This window comes from Pseudomonas sp. SLBN-26 (genome assembly GCF_006715895.1).
Classification (GTDB): Bacteria; Pseudomonadota; Gammaproteobacteria; order Pseudomonadales; family Pseudomonadaceae; genus Metapseudomonas; species Metapseudomonas otitidis.
In genome coordinates this window covers 3,260,710-3,276,143 of record NZ_VFOB01000001.1, presented here as the reverse complement: position 1 = coordinate 3,276,143, position 15,434 = coordinate 3,260,710, and the positions used below count along the sequence as shown (strand labels likewise).

Sequence of the window (15,434 nt, the reverse complement as noted above, 5' to 3'; positions counted from 1 at the left end):
TGACATGACCGATTACAAAGCGACCCTCAACCTGCCGGAAACGGCATTTCCGATGAAGGCCGGTCTTCCCCAGCGTGAGCCGGAGACCCTGCAGCGCTGGGACTCCATTGGGCTCTATCAGAAGCTGCGCCAGATCGGTGAGGGCCGCCCCACGTTCATCCTCCACGACGGCCCGCCCTACGCGAACGGCGAGATCCACATCGGCCACGCGCTGAACAAGATCCTCAAGGACATCATCGTCCGCTCCAAGACCCTCTCCGGCTACGACGCGCCCTACGTGCCGGGCTGGGACTGCCATGGCCTGCCCATCGAGCACAAGGTGGAGACCACCCACGGCAAGAACCTGCCGGCGGACAAGGTCCGCGAGCTGTGCCGCACCTACGCCGCCGAGCAGATCGAGCTGCAGAAGGCCGACTTCATCCGCCTGGGTGTGCTGGGTGACTGGGACAACCCCTACAAGACCATGAACTTCGCCAACGAAGCCGGCGAGATCCGCGCCCTGGCCGAGATGGTCAAGGGCGGCTTCGTGTTCAAGGGGCTGAAGCCGGTCAACTGGTGCTTCGACTGCGGTTCGGCCCTGGCCGAGGCCGAGGTGGAGTACAAGGACAAGCAGTCCGACGCCATCGACGTTGCCTTCCCGGTGGAAGACGCCGACAAGCTGGCTGCCGCCTTCGGCCTGGCCAGCCTGCCCAAGCCGGCCGCCATCGTGATCTGGACCACCACCCCCTGGACCATCCCGGCCAACCAGGCGCTGAACGTCCACCCCGAATTCGAGTACGCCCTGGTGGACACCGGCGCTCGCCTGCTGGTGCTGGCGACTGAACTGGTGGAGTCCTGCCTGGCTCGCTACGGCCTTGAAGGCCAGGTGATCGCCACCGCCAAGGGCGAGGCGCTGGAGCACATTCGCTTCCGCCATCCGTTCTACGAGCGCTTCTCCCCGGTCTACCTGGCCGAGTACGTCGAGCTGGGTGCCGGCACGGGCGTGGTGCACTCCGCGCCGGCCTATGGCGAGGACGACTTCCGCTCCTGCAAGAACTACGGCATGAGCAATGACGACATCCTCAGCCCGGTGCAGAGCAATGGCGTGTATGTGGCCGACCTGCCGTTCTTCGGTGGCCAGTTCATCTGGAAGGCCAACCCGGCCATCGTCGCCAAGCTGGAAGAAGTGGGCGCGCTGCTCAAGCACGAGGCGATCAAGCACAGCTACATGCACTGCTGGCGCCACAAGACACCGCTGATCTACCGCGCCACGGCCCAGTGGTTCGTCGGCATGGACAAGCAGCCCAATCAGGGCGGCACCCTCCGCGAGCGTGCCCTGGCGGCCATCGAGCAGACCCAGTTCACCCCGGCCTGGGGCCAGGCGCGCCTGCACAGCATGATCGCCGGCCGTCCCGACTGGTGCATCTCGCGCCAGCGCAACTGGGGCGTGCCGATCCCGTTCTTCCTGCACAAGGCCACCGGCGAGCTGCACCCGCGCACCGTCGAGCTGATGGAGGAAGTGGCCAAGCGCGTCGAGCAGCAGGGCATCGAGGCCTGGTTCAAGCTGGAGCCGGCCGAGCTGCTGGGCGACGAGGCCGGTGACTACGAGAAGATCCTCGACACCCTGGACGTCTGGTTCGATTCCGGCACCACCCACTGGCACGTGCTGCGTGGTTCGCACCCGCAAGGCCACGCCAGCGGTCCGCGTGCGGACCTCTACCTGGAAGGCTCCGACCAGCACCGTGGCTGGTTCCATTCCTCGTTGCTGACCGGCAGTGCCATCGACGGCCATGCGCCCTACAAGGGCCTGCTGACCCACGGCTTCACCGTGGACGAGCGCGGCCACAAGATGTCCAAGTCCCTGGGCAACACCGTGGCGCCGCAGAAGATCAACAACACCCTGGGCGCCGACATTCTGCGCCTGTGGGTTGCGGCCACCGACTACTCGGGCGAGATGGCCGTTTCCGACCAGATCCTGCAGCGCAGCGCCGACGCCTACCGGCGTATCCGCAACACCGCGCGCTTCATGCTGGCCAACCTCAACGGCTTCGACCCGGCCCGCGACCTGCTGCCGCCGGAGCAGATGCTCGACCTCGACCGCTGGGCGCTGGACGCCGCTGCGCGCCTGCAGGACGAGATCCTCGAGGCGTATGGCGAGTACCGCTTCTGGAACGTCTACTCGAAGCTGCACAACTTCTGCGTGCAGGAGCTGGGCGGTTTCTACCTCGACATCATCAAGGACCGTCAGTACACCACCCGTGCCGACAGCGTGGCCCGTCGTTCCTGCCAGACCGCGCTGTTCCACATCACCGAGGCGCTGGTGCGCTGGATCGCGCCGATCCTGGCCTTCACCGCCGAGGAGATCTGGCAGTACCTGCCGGGCGAGCGCAATGAGTCGGTCATGCTGAACACCTGGTACGAAGGCCTGGCCCGCCTGCCGGAAGGGTTCGCCCTGGATGCGGCCTACTGGACCCGCGTCATGGCGGTCAAAGGGGCGGTCAACAAGGAGCTGGAAGCCCTGCGTTCGGCCAAGGCCATCGGTGGCAACCTGCAGGCCGAAGTCACCCTGTTCGGCGACGACGCCCTGCAGGCCGACCTGGCCCGGCTGGGCAACGAGCTGCGCTTCGTGCTCATCACCTCCACCGCTGAAGTCCGCCCGGCGGGCGAGGCGCCGGAGCAGGCCGTGGCCACCGAGGTGCCGGGCCTGAAGCTGCGCATCCTCAAGTCCGAACACGCCAAGTGCGGCCGTTGCTGGCACCACCGTGCGGACGTCGGCACCCACGCGGCACACCCGGAGCTGTGCGGCCGTTGCGTGGAGAACATCGAAGGCGCCGGCGAGGTTCGCCACCATGCCTGAGGCCCGTTTCGGTCGGCTGGGCTGGCTGCTGCTGAGCGTCCTGGTGTTCCTGCTGGACCAGGGCACCAAGTGGGCAGTGCTGGACCTGATCCCCAAGCACACTCGCATCACGGTGATCCCCGGCTGGTTCGACTGGACCCACGTCTACAACACCGGCGCTGCCTTCAGCTTCCTGGCGGACAGCTCGGGCTGGCAGCGCTGGTTGTTCGCGCTCATCGCCATCGTGGTGAGCGGCGTGCTGGTGGTCTGGCTCAAGCGCCTGAAGGCCGACGAAACCTGGCTGGCCATCGCCCTGGCCGCCGTGCTCGGCGGCGCGTTGGGCAACCTGTACGACCGCGTGGTGCTGGGCCACGTGGTCGACTTCCTCCTGGTGCACTGGCAGGACCGCTGGTATTTCCCGGCGTTCAACCTGGCCGACACCGCGATCACCCTCGGCGCCATCATGCTGGCGCTGGATATGTTCAAGACGAAGAAGTCCGGAGAAGCCGCCCATGACTGAGTCCCTCGCCACCGAGCTGCACATCGGCCCGGACCGTGAAGTGACGCTGAACTTCGCCATCAAGCTGGAGAACGGCGACGTGGTCGACAGCACCTTCGGCAAGCAGCCGGCCACCTTCAAGGTCGGCGACGGCAACCTGCTGCCGGGCTTCGAGAACGCGCTGTTCGGCCTCAAGGCCGGCGACCGCCGCGAACTGCCCATCAGTCCCGAGCAGGGTTTCGGCCAGCCGAACGAGCAGAACGTCCAGGTCATGCCCCGTGGCCAGTTCCAGGACATGGAACTGTCCGAAGGCCTGCTGATCATCTTCAACGACGCCGCCAACGCCGAGTTGCCCGGTGTCGTGAAGGCCTTCGACGCTGACCGCGTGACCATCGACTTCAACCACCCGCTGGCTGGCAAGACGCTGCGCTTCGAGGTGGAAATCCTGGCGGTTCGCCCGCTCTGATCCGTTTCCCGGCAGGGGAGGGCGGCCGGCAGGCCTGGAGGTAACAAGCATGCAGATCAAACTCGCCAACCCCCGTGGGTTCTGTGCCGGCGTGGACCGTGCCATCGAGATCGTCAACCGTGCGCTGGAAGTGTTCGGCCCGCCGATCTACGTCCGCCACGAAGTGGTGCACAACAAGTTCGTCGTCGAAGACCTGCGCGCCCGTGGCGCCGTGTTCGTCGAAGAGCTGGACCAGGTGCCGGACAACGTCATCGTCATCTTCAGCGCCCACGGCGTGTCCCAGGCCGTGCGCCAGGAGGCCGAGCTCCGTGGCCTCAAGGTGTTCGACGCCACCTGTCCGCTGGTGACCAAGGTACACATGGAGGTGGCCCGCTACAGCCGTGACGGCCGTGAGTGCGTGCTGATCGGCCACGCCGGTCACCCGGAAGTGGAGGGCACCATGGGCCAGTACGACACCGTCAATGGCGGCGCGATCTACCTGGTGGAGAACGAGGATGACGTGGAGCGCCTGGTGGTTCGCAACCCCGAGGCCTTGTCCTTCGTCACCCAGACGACTCTTTCCATGGACGACACCAGCCGCGTGATCGATGCCCTGCGGGCACGCTTCCCTTCCATCGGCGGGCCGCGCAAGGACGACATCTGCTACGCCACCCAGAACCGCCAGGATGCGGTGAAGCAACTGGCTGACGAAAGCGATGTGGTGCTGGTGGTGGGCAGCCCCAACAGCTCCAACTCCAACCGCCTGCGCGAACTCGCCGAGCGCATCGGCACCCCGGCCTACCTGATCGACGGCGCCGAAGACCTGCAGCAGGGCTGGTTCGCCGGTGTGCAACGGGTCGGCATCACCGCCGGCGCCTCTGCCCCCGAGGTGCTGGTGCAGGGCGTGATCCAGCAACTGCGCGAGTGGGGCGCCGAGGTAGCGCTTGAGCTGGACGGGCGGCCGGAAAACGTCACCTTCTCGATGCCCAAGGAGCTGCGGGTCAAGGCGATCTGAGCTACGGCAGTAAATAAAAACGGGGGCTTCGGCCCCCGTTTTCATTGCCCATGAAAAATGCCGCCCATCAGGGATGGGCGGCATGGAGGGTGCGATGGATCAGTCGAAGACGATCTCCTCCCCCTCGACCCGAGCGTGGATGGCGACGCCCGGGGCGAACTGGCCGGCGAGGATCTGCTGGGCCAGCGGGTTTTCGATCCAGCGCTGGATGGCGCGCTTGAGCGGGCGGGCGCCGTAGACCGGGTCGTAGCCAACGGCAATCAGCTTGTCGAGGGCTTCCGGGCTCAGCTCCAGGCTCAGGTCGCGTTCGGCCAGGCGTTTGCGCAGGCGTTGCAGCTGGATGCTGGCGATGCCGCCGATCTGGTCGCGGCCCAGGGGCTCGAACACCACCACTTCGTCGATCCGGTTGATGAACTCGGGGCGGAAGTGGCTGCTGACGGCATCCATCACCGCCGCGCGCTGGGCCTCACGGTCGCCCACCAGCTCCTGGATCTGCGCGGAGCCGAGGTTGGAGGTCATCACCACCACGGTGTTGCGGAAGTCGACGGTGCGGCCGTGGCTGTCGGTCAGGCGGCCGTCCTCCAGCACCTGCAGGAGGATGTTGAAGACGTCCGGGTGGGCCTTCTCCACTTCATCCATCAGCACGACGGAGTAGGGCTTGCGACGCACGGCTTCGGTCAGGTAGCCGCCTTCTTCGTACCCGACGTAGCCCGGAGGGGCTCCGATGAGGCGGGCCACGGAGTGTTTCTCCATGAACTCGGACATGTCGATGCGCACCAGCGCCTCTTCGGTGTCGAAGAGGAACTCGGCCAGGGCCTTGCACAGCTCGGTCTTGCCGACGCCCGTCGGGCCGAGGAACAGGAAGGAGCCGCTGGGGCGGTTCGGGTCGGCCAGGCCGGCGCGGGAACGACGCACAGCGTTGGCCACGGCGACCACGGCTTCATGCTGGCCGATGACGCGCTTATGCAGCTCGTCTTCCATGCGCAGCAGCTTGTCGCGCTCGCCTTCGAGCATCTTGGCCACCGGGATGCCGGTCCACTTGGAGACGACCTCGGCGATCTCCTCGTCGGTCACCTTGTTGCGCAGCAGCTGGTTCTCCGGCTTGCCGTGCTGGTCGACCATCTGCAGGCTGCGCTCCAGGTCGGGGATGATGCCGTACTGCAGTTCGGCCATGCGGTTCAGGTCGCCCTTGCGGCGGGCGGCTTCCAGCTCGGTGCGGGCCTGTTCGATCTTCTGCTGGATCTGGGCGGACCCCTGGACTTCGGCTTTCTCCGATTTCCAGATTTCCTCCAGGTCGGCGTATTCGCGTTCCAGCTTGAGGATGTCGTCCTCCAGCTTGGCCAGGCGCTTGATGGCGGCCTCGTCCTCTTCCTTCTTCATGGCCTCGCGCTCGATCTTCAGCTGGATCAGGCGGCGGTCCAGGCGGTCGAGGGCTTCGGGCTTGGAGTCGATCTCCATGCGGATGCGGCTGGCGGCTTCGTCGATCAGGTCGATGGCCTTGTCCGGCAGCTGGCGGTCGGTGATGTAGCGGTGCGAGAGCTTGGCGGCGGCGATGATGGCGCCGTCGGTGATGGTCACGCCGTGGTGCACCTCGTAGCGCTCCTTCAGGCCACGGAGGATGGCGATGGTGTCTTCCTCGCTGGGCTCGTCCACCAGGACTTTCTGGAAGCGGCGCTCCAGGGCTGCGTCCTTCTCGATGTACTGGCGGTACTCGTCCAGGGTGGTGGCGCCAACGCAGTGCAGTTCGCCACGGGCCAGGGCCGGCTTGAGCATGTTGCCGGCGTCCATGGCGCCTTCGGCCTTGCCGGCGCCGACCATGGTGTGCAGCTCGTCGATGAAGAGGATGACGCGGCCTTCCTGCTTGGACAGTTCATTGAGCACGGCCTTGAGGCGCTCTTCGAACTCGCCACGGAACTTGGCGCCGGCGATCAGGGCGCCCATGTCCAGGGCCAGCAGGCGCTTGTCCTTCAGGCCGTCGGGTACTTCGCCGTTGATGATGCGCTGGGCCAGGCCTTCGGCGATGGCGGTCTTGCCGACGCCGGGCTCGCCGATCAGCACGGGGTTGTTCTTGGTGCGGCGCTGCAGGACCTGGATGGTGCGGCGGATCTCGTCGTCACGGCCGATCACCGGGTCGAGCTTGCCGTCTTCGGCGCGCTTGGTGAGGTCGACGGTGTACTTGTCCAGGGCCTGGCGGGCTTCCTCGACGTTGGGGTCGTTCACGGCCTGGCCGCCGCGCAGGTTGGCAATGGCGTTCTCCAGGGCCTTGCGGGTGACGCCCTGGCCGAGCAGCAGCTTGCCCAGGCGGGTGTTTTCGTCCATCGCGGCCAGCACCACCAGTTCGCTGGAGATGAACTGGTCGCCTTTCTGCTGAGCCAGGCGGTCGGCCTGGTTGAGCAGGCGGGCGAGGTCCTGGGACAGGTTCACGTCTCCGGTGGGGTTCTGGATCTTCGGCAGGCCGTCGAGTTCCTTGGTCAGGCCCGCCCGCAGGGCGGCGATGTCGAAGCCCACCTGCATGAGCAGAGGTTTGATGGAGCCGCCCTGCTGGTCGAGCAGGGCGAGCATGAGGTGCAGCGGCTCGATGGCCGAGTGGTCGTGGCCGACGGCCTGGGATTGGGCGTCGGACAGCGCCAGTTGGAGTTTGCTGGTCAGTCGATCTATGCGCATGGGGCAGTCCTTCCTCTAAGGGGCGGGCTGGGGCGATGAGCGCCCCGAAGACGATGAGCTCGCCGGGATGCAGTGTAGATAAGGACGATTCTGGGCGATTCAAGGTGCCCGGCCTTGATGCAGGTCAGCGGCTCAATCGGCCAGCCAGACGAGGCTCGCGAAGCGCCCGGTGCGGGAGGCACGGCGGTAGGAGTAGAAGCGCGGGTCGCTGACGGTGCAGAAACCGCCGCCATAAACCGCAGTGATGCCACGGGCGGCGAGGCGGATGCGGGCGAGGGCGTAGATGTCCGCCAGGTAGCGGCCGGCGTTCGCGCTGGGGCGGAAGGCGGCGTCTGCTTCGGCGTGCTGGGCGATGAAGGCGTCGCGGACCTCCGGGCCGACTTCGAAGGCGTCCGGGCCGATGGCCGGTCCGAGCCAGACCAGGATCTGGTCCGTCGGTGTGGCCAGGGCATCCAGCGTGGCTTCCAGTACACCGTTTGCCAGGCCGCGCCAGCCTGCATGAGCGGCTGCGACACGGGTGCCGTCGCGGTTGCAGAAGAGCGCAGGCAGGCAGTCGGCGGTCATCACCAGGCTGGCGATGCCGGGGGTCCAGCTCCAGCTGGCGTCTGCCGTCTCTACGCGGGTGGGATCGGCTTCGACCACGCGGATGCCGTGTACCTGGCTGAGCCAGGCGGGCTGGCAGCCGAGGGTGGTCGTGAGCTTGAGGCGGTTGCTGGCGACGGCGGCGGGGTCGTCGTCGACGTGGTCACCGAGGTTGAAGCTGTCGTAGGGCGGAAGGCTGACGCCGTCGGCGCGGGTGGTCACGCAGGCCCTGACCCGCGCGGGAGCGGGCCAGTCGGGCGTGAGCCAGCCCGTCATCAGACGAAGGACTCGTTGTCCTGCCGCAGCAGGGTCAGCAGCCAGACGAAGTCATCGGGCAGCGGGGATTCCCACTTCATGCGATCACCGGTTTCCGGGTGGTCGAGTTCCAGGAAGCGGGCATGCAGCGCCTGGCGGGGAAATTCTTTCAGCGTCTGTACCAGGGTCGGGCTCGCTGCCGGCGGAATGCGGAAGCGGCCGCCGTACACCGGGTCACCTACCAGTGGGTGGTTGATGTAGGCCATGTGCACGCGGATCTGGTGGGTGCGGCCGGTCTCCAGCTTGACCCGGGTGTGGGTGTGGGAACGGAACCGTTCCAGCACGCGGTAGTGGCTGACTGCCTGCTTGCCACCGGCCACCACGCCCATGCGCTGGCGCTGCTGGGAGCTGCGGCCGATGGGCGCGTCGACCTTGCCACCTGCGGTGATCACGCCGACGACGATGGCTTCGTAGATGCGGCTGACGGTCCGGGCCTGCAACTGGGCGACCAGCTTGGTGTGGGCTTCGAGGGTCTTGGCCACCACCATCAGGCCGGTGGTGTCCTTGTCGAGGCGATGCACGATGCCGGCCCGGGGCACGTTGGCCAGGTCGGGGGCATGGTGCAGCAGGGCGTTGAGCAGGGTGCCGTCCATGTGGCCGGCCGCCGGGTGCACCACCAGGCCGGCGGGCTTGTCCAGCACCAGCAGGTGGTCGTCCTCGTAGACGATGTTCAGCTCGATGTCCTGCGCCACCCACTCGCCCTGGGACTCCAGTTCGGCATCGAGCGCCAGCACGGAACCGCCATAGACGGTGTCGCGGGGGCGGAGCACCTGGCCGTCCACGGTGAGTCGCCCTTCCTTGATCCAGGCGGACAGGCGGGAGCGGGAGTGTTCGTCGAAGAGTTGTGCGGCAACCTGGTCCAGGCGTTGCCCGCCCAAATCGGACGGCACCTCGGCACTCAGTTGGATGGCCTGTTTGTTGGTCGGGGACATGCTCGAAAACGGCGGGGCGCAGCCTTTGGTTTCGGCCACGCGCTTGTGGTTAAATACGGCGTCTTTGTCCTGGGAAAGCCCAGGGCGCCCATCATAACAGGACGGCTCCGCCCAAGACAGCGGACCGTCACAGGGACGCAAGCCACCATGCAAGTGAAACACCTGCTGCTGATCGCCATTCTCGCCCTCACCGCCGCGTGTTCCTCCAAAGAAGTGGTCGACGAGAACCTGAGCGAGTCCGAGCTGTACCAGCAGGCTCAGTCCGACCTGGATAACAAGAGCTATTCCAGCGCCGTCGCCAAGCTCAAGGCCCTCGAGTCCCGCTACCCCTTCGGGCGCTACGCCGAGCAGGCCCAGCTCGAGCTGATCTACGCCTACTACAAGAACGTCGAGCCGGAGGCCGCCAAGTCGGCCGCCGAGCGTTTCATCCGCCTGCACCCGCAGCACGCCAACGTCGACTACGCCTACTACCTGAAGGGCCTGGCCTCCTTCGAGCAGGATCGTGGCCTGCTGGCGCGCTTCCTGCCGCTGGACATGACCAAGCGTGACCCGGGTGCCGCCCGCGACTCCTACAACGAGTTCGCCCAGCTGACCAGCCGCTACCCCCACAGCCGCTACGCGCCGGACGCCAAGCAGCGCATGGTCTACCTGCGTAACCTGCTGGCCGCCTACGAAATCCACGTTGCCCACTACTACCTGACCCGCCAGGCCTATGTCGCCGCCGGCAACCGCGGTCGCTACGTGGTGGAGAACTTCCAGGGCACTCCCGCCGTGGGTGATGGCCTGGCCGTGATGGTGGAGTCCTACCAGCGCCTGGGTCTGGATGACCTGGCCGCGACCAGCCTGGAAACCCTGAAGCTGAACTACCCCGAGCACCCGAGTCTGGTCGATGGCCAGTTCGTGCCCCGCGAGGACGAAGCCGATAACCGCAGCTGGCTGGCCAAGGCCACCCTCGGTCTGATCGAGAGCGAAGCGCCGCTGCCCCCGGGCCAGACCCGCGCCAACCAGGACGTGATCAAGCAGTACGAAGATGCCAGGGAAGAAATCCCGGACGAGCTCCAGCCCGAGAGCGCCTCGGCTGGTGGCGATACCGGCGGCAAGAAGCGCTCCTGGTTCAGCTACATGACCTTCGGCCTCTTCGACTGAGGCGGATGGACAGTAAAAAGAGGCCTGCGGGCCTCTTTTTTCATGCCGGCGAGGACACAGTGCACAGCACTGCCTTTAGCTGCTGGGCGTGGGGAAACGCCTTGGCTTAAACTGCTGGCCTTTCCCCGGACACTCGAGTTCGACGCATGTTGCGCCTGATCTTCTGGATTGCCGTCATTTTTGCTGCCGTATGGGTATGGCGCCGCATGAAGGCCCGCCCGCCCCGCCAGGAGGCTCCGCCCTCCGAGCCGGCCGCCAGCCCCATGGTTCGCTGCGCCCAGTGTGGCGTCCACGTTCCCCAGGCCGAAGCCCTGCCCAGTGCCCAGCGCTGGTACTGCAGCCAGGCCCACCTCGAACAAGGCAAGGCCAGTGGCGAGCACTGAGTCGCCCTCCCTGGCGAGCAATCAGATCCGACGGATCTTCCGCCTTTACAACCTGTACCGCCTGCTGATCGGCCTGGCGCTGGTCGGGCTGATTTCCAGTGAGCTGGACAGCGAGCTGCTGAACCTGGCCCGTGTCCAGCTGTTCCGCAATGCCAGCTGGTTCTACCTGCTGCTGAACATCCTCATTGCGCTGATGGTGCGCCGCCCCCAGCACATGCTGCAGGTGTTCAGCCTGGCGCTGGTGGACGTCATCCTGCTGTCCTGCATCTTCTATGCAGCAGGCGGTTCGCCCAGCGGCATCGGCAACCTGATCATCGTTGCGGTGGCCATTGCCAACATCCTGCTGCGCGGGCGTATCGGGCTGCTGATCGCCGCCGTCGCCGCCATCGGGATGATCTACCTGACCTTCTACCTGAGCTTGTCGCGCCCGGAAGCGGCCAACCAGTACGTGCAGGCCGGCGCGCTCGGAGCCCTGTGCTTTGCAGGCGCCCTGTTCGTGCAGGGCATCAGCCGGCGCCTGCAGTTGAGCGAGACCCTGGCCGAGCAGCGTGCTGCCGACGTGGCCAATCTGGAAGCGCTCAACGCGCTCATCCTGCAGCGCATGCGCACCGGCATTCTGGTGCTGGACAGCCGTCACCGGGTGTTGCTGGCCAACCAGGCCGCCCAGGCGATGCTGGGGCACGACGGGCTGGCGGGGCGCCCCCTCGGGCCGCACTGCCCGGAGCTGCTCAAGCGACTGGAGCAGTGGTGGGACAACCCGACCCTGCGTCCCCAGAGCCTGCAGCCGGTACCCGACGGCACGGTGCTGCAGCCCAGCTTCGTCCAGCTGCAGCGCGGTGAGCAGCTGGATACGCTGGTCTTCCTCGAAGACATCTCGCAGATCGCCCAGCAGGCGCAGCAGCTGAAGCTGGCCTCCCTGGGGCGGCTGACCGCCGGTATCGCCCATGAGATCCGCAATCCCCTGGGCGCCATCAGCCATGCCGCCCAGCTGTTGCAGGAGTCCGAAGAGCTGGAGGGCCCCGACCGCCGCCTGGCGCAGATCATCCAGGATCATTCCCGGCGGATGAACCTCGTCATCGAAAACGTCCTGCAACTGTCGCGGCGCCGCCAGTCGGAACCCCAACTGCTGGACCTCAAGTACTGGCTGCACCGATTTGCAAGCGAGTTCCGCAGCGCCTCACCGGTGGGGCAGACCCTTCACTTGGAGACCAACCCGGGCAGCATCCAGACCCGCATGGACCCCCACCAGCTCACCCAGGTGCTGACCAACCTGGTGCAGAACGGCCTGCGCTACAGCGCTCAGAAAAATCGCCAGGGGCAGGTCTGGCTGAAGCTCTTCCGTGACGCCGAGAGCGACCTGCCCATACTGGAAGTGATGGACGATGGCCCCGGCGTCGCCGAGGAGCAGCTCCATCACCTGTTCGAGCCCTTCCACACCACGGAGAACAAGGGCACCGGGCTCGGTCTGTACATCTCCCGCGAGCTGTGCGAGAGCAACCAGGCCCGCCTTGACTATCGACCCCGCGAAGGCGGCGGCAGCTGTTTCCGCATCACCTTCGCCCATCCGCGAAAACTGAGTTGACCATGACCCGACAGAGAGCCCTGATCGTCGACGACGAGCCCGATATCCGCGAACTGCTGGAGATCACCCTCGGCCGGATGAAGCTGGACACCCGCAGCGCCCGCAACGTCAAGGAGGCCCGCGAGTGGCTGGCCCGCGAACCGTTCGACCTCTGCCTCACGGACATGCGCTTGCCCGATGGCACCGGGCAGGAGCTGGTGCAGTACATCCAGCAGCGGTACCCCCAGGTGCCGGTGGCCATGATCACGGCCTACGGCAGCCTGGACACCGCCATCAATGCCCTCAAGGCCGGTGCCTTCGACTTCCTGACCAAGCCGGTGGACCTCGGCCGCCTGCGCGAACTGGTGGCGACTGCCCTGCGTCTGCGCAGCGGCGAATCGGACGAAGAGGCCAGCGTCGACAGCCGCTTGCTGGGCGAATCGCCCCCCATGCGGGCGCTGCGCAACCAGATACAGAAGCTTGCTCGCAGCCAGGCGCCCGTCTACATCAGCGGCGAGTCGGGCAGCGGCAAGGAGCTGGTCGCACGACTCATCCACGAGCAAGGGCCGCGCGCCAGTCACCCCTTCGTGCCGGTGAACTGCGGTGCCATTCCGTCGGAGCTGATGGAGAGCGAGTTCTTCGGCCACAAGAAAGGCAGCTTTACCGGTGCCATCGAGGACAAGCAGGGCCTGTTCCAGGCCGCCCACGGTGGCACCCTGTTCCTCGACGAAGTGGCCGACCTGCCGCTGCCCATGCAGGTCAAGCTGCTGCGGGCCATCCAGGAGAAGGCGGTACGTGCCGTTGGTGGCCAGCAGGAAGTGGTGGTGGACGTGCGCATCCTCAGTGCCACTCACAAGGACCTGGCTGCCGAGGTGGCTGCCGGGCGATTCCGCCAGGACCTGTTCTACCGGCTCAACGTGATCGAACTGGGGGTGCCGCCGTTGCGTGAGCGCCGCGAAGACATTCCCCGCCTGGCGGACGTGATGCTCAAACGCCTGGCCGAAGCCTGCTCGCTGCCGGCCGCGACCCTTACCCGTGATGCGCTGGAGAAGCTCAAGACCTACCGCTTCCCCGGCAACGTGCGCGAGCTGGAGAACATGCTCGAGCGGGCCTACACCCTGTGCGAGAACGACCAGATCCAGCCCCATGACCTGCGCTTCACCGAGGCTGCTGGCGCGGCAGAGGGCGGCGAGGCGGACCTCGCCAAGATCGACAACCTCGAGGACTATCTCGAGGAGATCGAGCGCAAGCTGATCATGCAGGCCCTGGAAGAGACCCGTTGGAACCGCACGGCAGCAGCCCAGCGCCTTGGGCTGACCTTTCGTTCCATGCGTTACAGGCTGAAGAAGCTGGGGATCGACTGATCCCCAGACAGGTCAAAGGCGAGCGCTGGGCGCGTAGGGGGTGGGGTCGACAATCGGCTCGCCCCCCAGCATGAGGTCCGCCAACAGCCGGCAGGAGGCCGGCGCAAGAACCAGCCCGTTGCGGTAGTGACCGCAGTTGAGCCAGAGTCCCTCGAACCCCGGCACCGGTCCGATGAACGGGATGCCATCGGGCGAGCCCGGCCGCAATCCCGCCCAGTGCCCGACGATGGGCTGTTTCGCCAGCGCAGGAATCAGCTCCTCCGCAGAAGCCTGGAGACTCTCCCGCGCCACGTCGGTAGGCGTCTTGTCGAAACCCTCATGCTCCAGGGTGCTGCCCACGAGGATGTGGCCATCCCGGCGCGGGATGGCATAGCGCCCCTTGGCCAGCACCATGCTGGGCAGGAAGCCCGGCTCGCACTTGTAGAGAATCATCTGCCCCTTGACCGGCTCGACCGGCAGCGAGAGGCCTAGCGTTGCGAGCAGCTCGCCGCTCCAGGCGCCCGCACAGAGCACCACGCGGTCGGCGCGGAGTTCTTCATGGCCGATCCTGACGCCGACCACCTTCTCCCCTTCGACGATGAAACTGTCGATTCCCGCCTGCTCATGGAGCGTGACGTTGGGAAGCGCCAGAAGCGCAGCACGCAGTGACTGCGCGAGGCGCGGGTTGCGGATGTTGGCCACCCCAGGCATGTGGATGGCCCGTTCGAACCCTGCTCCCAGGGGCGGCACCTGCCGGTGCACGGAAGCCATGTCCACTGCGTGAAGTGGACGCCCTTCACGTCGTGCCCACTCCAGGGCCTCGGCCTCGTCATCCAGATCCAGCCAGTACAAGCCGGTGGTGTGCACCTCCGGATCCAGGTCGGTGGCCTTCAGCAGTTTCTCTCCAAGGCCTGGGTAGAAATCCTGCGACCAATGAGCCAAGGCCGTCACCCCAGCGCTGTAACGCCAGGGATAGAGGGGGGATACAATTCCGCCTCCGGCCCAGGAGGCCTCGCGTCCCACGTTCGAACGCTCGACGAGCGTGACTTCGCTGGCACTGGCCAGCTCCAGGGCAGTGAGAAGCCCGATGACCCCTCCGCCTACAACAAGGACCGACACGAAGACCTCCTGACTACTGAGTCACTCCATGGAACTGGAGCAAGGACAAATGGAACGTAAGAATCGTGGAATGGGCTTGGCTTCCCAACTGGTTTCTCTTGCAGTGCTATCGATCATCATCGTGATGTTCCTGCCCAACTGTCTGTCCTGGATGATGGGAAATCGCGTGGTGGGCTTCAGTCGCGACCTTGCTCATGCTGCTCATCAGGCTCGCCACCTGGCGCTTACCGAAGGACGCCGCGTGACGCTATGTCCGCTCGATACCCAGGGGCGATGCACACGTAACTGGAACGGCGTCCTGAGCACGTTCTTCGATGACGGCGCGCGCCGGGCGCTGTCGTCTCCTGATCATCTGATTTCGATACTGGATGTGCCGCCAGGCATCGACCTCCGTTGGGGTGGTGCGGGTAACAAGCGAGCGGTTCATTTCAATGGAAGTGGCCTGACATCAACCACTAACGGCACGTTTCTAGTAAGTGCATCAACATCTCGAATCGAGCGACGGATTATCATCAATCGCCAAGGTCGGGTGCGCATGAAGCACGGCGGCGAATAGCCGCATCTCTGTACGACAGCCGCTCGTACGCTCCTCCACGCCGGCCATCCCATGCTGTT

At 66.0% G+C, this 15,434-nt stretch carries 13 protein-coding genes; 9 read left to right on the top strand and 4 right to left on the bottom strand.

Annotated features, from left to right (window positions below; translation table 11 throughout):
• Window positions 1–4: 4 nt before the first annotated feature.
• The 4 genes from ileS to ispH are packed head-to-tail and all read left to right on the top strand — an operon-like array spanning window position 5 to window position 4,774.
• Window positions 5–2,836, top strand: a complete 2,832-nt coding sequence (gene ileS, locus FBY21_RS15025) for an isoleucine--tRNA ligase (protein ID WP_107329356.1) — start codon at window positions 5–7, stop codon at window positions 2,834–2,836.
• On the top strand, window positions 2,829–3,335 hold the full coding sequence (lspA, locus tag FBY21_RS15020; RefSeq protein WP_074972991.1) for a signal peptidase II: 507 nt from the start codon (window positions 2,829–2,831) through the stop codon (window positions 3,333–3,335). Before ileS ends, lspA begins: the two co-directional genes overlap by 8 nt.
• Complete coding sequence (locus FBY21_RS15015; RefSeq protein WP_142012049.1) at window positions 3,328–3,780, top strand: peptidylprolyl isomerase; 453 nt, start codon at window positions 3,328–3,330, stop codon at window positions 3,778–3,780. Before lspA ends, FBY21_RS15015 begins: the two co-directional genes overlap by 8 nt.
• A 49-nt stretch (window positions 3,781–3,829) precedes the next feature.
• Window positions 3,830–4,774: a 4-hydroxy-3-methylbut-2-enyl diphosphate reductase gene (ispH, locus tag FBY21_RS15010; RefSeq protein WP_142012046.1), complete on the top strand. Its 945-nt coding sequence runs from the start codon at window positions 3,830–3,832 to the stop codon at window positions 4,772–4,774.
• A 99-nt stretch (window positions 4,775–4,873) separates the two neighbouring features.
• On the opposite strand, the gene clpB is transcribed toward ispH, so the two are convergent.
• The 3 genes from clpB to rluD form a co-directional block, all read right to left on the bottom strand.
• The gene (clpB, locus tag FBY21_RS15005; RefSeq protein ID WP_074972995.1) at window positions 4,874–7,438 is read right to left on the bottom strand and encodes an ATP-dependent chaperone ClpB; all 2,565 of its coding nucleotides are present in this window, start codon (window positions 7,436–7,438) and stop codon (window positions 4,874–4,876) included.
• Between the two features lie 132 nt (window positions 7,439–7,570).
• Window positions 7,571–8,296 carry a peptidoglycan editing factor PgeF gene (gene pgeF, locus FBY21_RS15000; RefSeq protein ID WP_142012043.1) on the bottom strand — a complete coding sequence of 242 codons (726 nt, stop codon included), beginning with the start codon at window positions 8,294–8,296 and terminating at the stop codon, window positions 7,571–7,573.
• Window positions 8,296–9,267 (bottom strand): 23S rRNA pseudouridine(1911/1915/1917) synthase RluD, encoded by a 972-nt coding sequence (gene rluD / locus FBY21_RS14995; protein WP_044410847.1) that lies wholly within the window; start codon window positions 9,265–9,267, stop codon window positions 8,296–8,298. Before rluD ends, pgeF begins: the two co-directional genes overlap by 1 nt.
• A 147-nt stretch (window positions 9,268–9,414) precedes the next feature.
• On the opposite strand from rluD, the gene FBY21_RS14990 reads away from it, so the two are divergent.
• The 4 genes from FBY21_RS14990 (at window position 9,415) to FBY21_RS14975 (ending at window position 13,721) form a co-directional block, all read left to right on the top strand.
• The gene (locus tag FBY21_RS14990) at window positions 9,415–10,413 is read left to right on the top strand and encodes an outer membrane protein assembly factor BamD (protein WP_142012041.1); all 999 of its coding nucleotides are present in this window, start codon (window positions 9,415–9,417) and stop codon (window positions 10,411–10,413) included.
• A gap of 146 nt (window positions 10,414–10,559) precedes the next feature.
• Window positions 10,560–10,796, top strand: coding sequence for a PP0621 family protein (locus FBY21_RS14985; protein WP_044410363.1), 237 nt, complete (start codon window positions 10,560–10,562; stop codon window positions 10,794–10,796).
• The gene (locus tag FBY21_RS14980; RefSeq protein WP_142012038.1) at window positions 10,783–12,378 is read left to right on the top strand and encodes an ATP-binding protein; all 1,596 of its coding nucleotides are present in this window, start codon (window positions 10,783–10,785) and stop codon (window positions 12,376–12,378) included. The genes FBY21_RS14985 and FBY21_RS14980 overlap by 14 nt, the downstream gene beginning before the upstream one ends.
• Window positions 12,379–12,380: 2 nt before the next feature.
• Complete coding sequence (locus tag FBY21_RS14975; RefSeq protein WP_142012036.1) at window positions 12,381–13,721, top strand: sigma-54-dependent transcriptional regulator; 1,341 nt, start codon at window positions 12,381–12,383, stop codon at window positions 13,719–13,721.
• A gap of 12 nt (window positions 13,722–13,733) precedes the next feature.
• Here the strand turns inward: FBY21_RS14975 and thiO are convergent, their stop codons facing one another.
• Window positions 13,734–14,819, bottom strand: coding sequence for a glycine oxidase ThiO (gene thiO / locus FBY21_RS14970; protein WP_142012033.1), 1,086 nt, complete (start codon window positions 14,817–14,819; stop codon window positions 13,734–13,736).
• A gap of 28 nt (window positions 14,820–14,847) precedes the next feature.
• On the opposite strand from thiO, the gene FBY21_RS14965 reads away from it, so the two are divergent.
• Window positions 14,848–15,375 carry a GspH/FimT family pseudopilin gene (locus FBY21_RS14965; RefSeq protein WP_142012031.1) on the top strand — a complete coding sequence of 176 codons (528 nt, stop codon included), beginning with the start codon at window positions 14,848–14,850 and terminating at the stop codon, window positions 15,373–15,375.
• The last annotated feature ends 59 nt before the right edge of the window (window positions 15,376–15,434 follow it).

What these genes read in the sequence shown, in the direction of transcription:
- ileS (WP_107329356.1), top strand. Translation starts at nt 5, where the DNA reads ATGACCGATTACAAAGCGACCCTCAACCTGCCGGAAACGGCATTTCCG.
- lspA (WP_074972991.1), top strand. Translation starts at nt 2,829, where the DNA reads ATGCCTGAGGCCCGTTTCGGTCGGCTGGGCTGGCTGCTGCTGAGCGTC.
- FBY21_RS15015 (WP_142012049.1), top strand. Translation starts at nt 3,328, where the DNA reads ATGACTGAGTCCCTCGCCACCGAGCTGCACATCGGCCCGGACCGTGAA.
- ispH (WP_142012046.1), top strand. Translation starts at nt 3,830, where the DNA reads ATGCAGATCAAACTCGCCAACCCCCGTGGGTTCTGTGCCGGCGTGGAC.
- clpB (WP_074972995.1), bottom strand. Translation starts at nt 7,438, where the DNA reads ATGCGCATAGATCGACTGACCAGCAAACTCCAACTGGCGCTGTCCGAC.
- pgeF (WP_142012043.1), bottom strand. Translation starts at nt 8,296, where the DNA reads ATGACGGGCTGGCTCACGCCCGACTGGCCCGCTCCCGCGCGGGTCAGG.
- rluD (WP_044410847.1), bottom strand. Translation starts at nt 9,267, where the DNA reads ATGTCCCCGACCAACAAACAGGCCATCCAACTGAGTGCCGAGGTGCCG.
- FBY21_RS14990 (WP_142012041.1), top strand. Translation starts at nt 9,415, where the DNA reads ATGCAAGTGAAACACCTGCTGCTGATCGCCATTCTCGCCCTCACCGCC.
- FBY21_RS14985 (WP_044410363.1), top strand. Translation starts at nt 10,560, where the DNA reads ATGTTGCGCCTGATCTTCTGGATTGCCGTCATTTTTGCTGCCGTATGG.
- FBY21_RS14975 (WP_142012036.1), top strand. Translation starts at nt 12,381, where the DNA reads ATGACCCGACAGAGAGCCCTGATCGTCGACGACGAGCCCGATATCCGC.
- FBY21_RS14965 (WP_142012031.1), top strand. Translation starts at nt 14,848, where the DNA reads ATGGAACTGGAGCAAGGACAAATGGAACGTAAGAATCGTGGAATGGGC.